This is a genomic window from Bacillus sp. JJ634 (genome assembly GCF_036962285.1).
Classification (GTDB): domain Bacteria; phylum Bacillota; class Bacilli; order Bacillales; family DSM-1321; genus Peribacillus; species Peribacillus asahii_A.
On record NZ_JBALMU010000190.1, the window covers coordinates 1 to 2,464 of the forward strand.

At 36.4% G+C, this 2,464-nt stretch carries 3 protein-coding genes; 2 read left to right on the forward strand and 1 reads right to left on the reverse strand.

Annotated features, from left to right (window positions below; all coding sequences use genetic code 11):
• A partial coding sequence (locus tag V7068_RS21375) for an HD domain-containing protein (RefSeq protein WP_499714470.1) occupies positions 1-858 on the forward strand: 858 nt, incomplete at its 5' end.
• A gap of 108 nt (positions 859-966) precedes the next feature.
• Complete coding sequence (locus V7068_RS21380) at positions 967-1,728, forward strand: SDR family NAD(P)-dependent oxidoreductase (protein ID WP_499714471.1); 762 nt, start codon at positions 967-969, stop codon at positions 1,726-1,728.
• Positions 1,729-1,794: 66 nt separating this feature from the next.
• Here the strand turns inward: V7068_RS21380 and V7068_RS21385 are convergent, their stop codons facing one another.
• Positions 1,795-2,388, reverse strand: coding sequence for a nitroreductase family protein (locus V7068_RS21385; RefSeq protein ID WP_499714473.1), 594 nt, complete (start codon positions 2,386-2,388; stop codon positions 1,795-1,797).
• Positions 2,389-2,464: the final 76 nt, after the last annotated feature.

Here is a 2,464-nt window from a genome sequence, read left to right on the forward strand (position 1 = left end):
CTAATAGAAAAAGGAATCAATTTCGCTCTTTCCGCTCACCACGGACAAATGCGCAAGCAAACAACAATTCCTTACATCGTTCATCCCCTATCTGTCGGCTTTCTTTTACAAAAGTATGGCTATAACGAGGAGACAATAACAGCTGGTATTTTACACGATGTGCTTGAAGATACCCAAGCTACGTATGAGCAACTCGTCGATGAATTCGGTTTTAGGATAGCCAATTTAGTAGAAGAAGCATCAGAAAAAGATAAAACCTTACCATGGAAAGTACGAAAATTACATACAGTGCAGACAATTCACTCTTTATCTAAAAATGGAGCGGCGATCGTCTGTGCGGATAAGTTGAATAATCTTTCATCTATCAAAGAAGAAGGCAGTAGGATAGGGGAAGAAGTATGGAATCGCTTTAATAGTGGAAAAGAAGAACAGAATTGGTATTATCAATCGATTGCCACTCAGTTGTACAGAACGGAAGTAGAAAAGAATCTGCTTTTAGCGTTTGATCAAACTGTACAAAAGGTGTTTGGTCAGGATAAAAATCTTTCATTTAAAGAAATAGATAGTTATTTTGAATTTCCATACGGTGTCGCTGACTCACAACTAGAAGAATGGGACAATAAGCCGCACGGGAAGATTAAAGCAATTGTTTATCGTCGACTCAATACTCTATACGTACACCAAGACGAGTGCGTATTCAATCTACTTGATTATTTGCAGCAGTGCGGACTGGAGTTTCAAACAAATTCAGATGGTCCTATACTTATCGGTTGTTTGGGCGTATCTTTAATGGAACAATATCAAATGAACGAACTAGAGATCGCTAGACATATATTTAGAAATTTAAAGAAATTATAGAAAGTTCTTTTACAATGGATATACCAAAAGAGAAATTTACTTGTGAAGTACAATATCGAACAAAATACATATGTAAAGTTAACTGAAAATGAATAGGAGATTTTTAAAATGGATTTACAATTACAAGGGAAAAACATATTGATTACGGGCGGGTCGAAAGGGATAGGAAAAGCTATTGCTCAGGCTTTTGTTTTAGAAGGAGCGAATGTATCAATTGCTGCCCGCGGCATAGAATCTTTACAAAAGACAAAAGAAGAGTTTGGCGGCAACGTATCCATTTTTCAAGCGGATATTTTAAAAGCAGATGAACGAGAAAAGCTCATGCAATCTTTTATTAAACAAAACGGAACAATAGATGTTCTTATTAATAATGCAGGTGGCAGTAATGGGGGCAAAGCCATAGATACAGAGATGGATGTATTTTATGAGGCGCTAGAGCTAAATTATTTTTCCGCCGTTCATTTAAGTAAATTAGCGACTGAGCATATGAAAACATCTCGCAGCGGGTCAATTATTAACATTACATCTATATTTGGAAGAGAGAGCGGCGGAAAAGTGACCTATAATAATGCCAAATCGGCTTTGATTAGCTTTACTAAATCGTTTGCTGATGAGGTAATCCCTTATGGAATTCGTGTAAATAGCATTGCTCCAGGAAGTATTCTTCACGAAACAGGAAATTGGAAAAAGCGAATCGAAGAGAATCCTCAGCAAATGAAAGAATTTATTCAGCGTGAAATTCCTGCCGGTCGTTTTGGCACTCCTGAAGAAATAGCCAATGTTGTTACTTTTCTAGCCTCTGATAAAGCTTCTTGGATTGTCGGAGCTAGTATAAATGTAGATGGTGGACAATCTAGGATGAATTTTTAAAGAAAATCAGAGCATAGTTTGATGAATCTTCTCTTCAAAGCATGCTCTGATTTTTTATTCATCCTATCAAATAAAACGTACGATATCGCTTAGCGGAAGACGAGAAGAGCCGTATGCTGGGGCAGCAGCTTTTCCAAGTGCTATTAAAACAATAGGAAAAGTTCCTTCTGGCAACTCAAATCTTTCAGCGAATTTCACCTTATCGAATCCACCCATTGTAACAGTATCATAGCCTTTTTCTTTAGCAAGTAACATGAATTGCATAGAAATGAGTCCTGCATCAAAAGAAGCAATATTTTTTCTAGCTTCTGTTGAGATTTGTGGATATACACGTCGAGTACTATCAATCATTTGCTTTGTGATTGCTTCGTTCATATGACCTTCAGCAAAGTTTTGGTTATAAATTTGCTCTACTTTTTGATACATTTCGTGGTCACCTAATACAGCGATAACAGCAGAACTTGTTTCTACTTGTTCTTGATTATTCGCAATGGTTCTTAATTCTTTTTTTACTTCTTGATCTTGAATTACAAGAAAGCGCCAAGGTTGAAGATTACTAGAAGATGGAGCGGATGTTGCCATCTGAATCATTTCTTCAATTTCTTCTTTTGGAATACTGAATGTTGGATCATATACGCGGACAGACTTTCTAGCTTTCATGATTGAATATATATTTGAATCAATTGTTGTAGTCACCGATATTCCTCCTTTATTAAAACTTACCATTAGTAAGTTT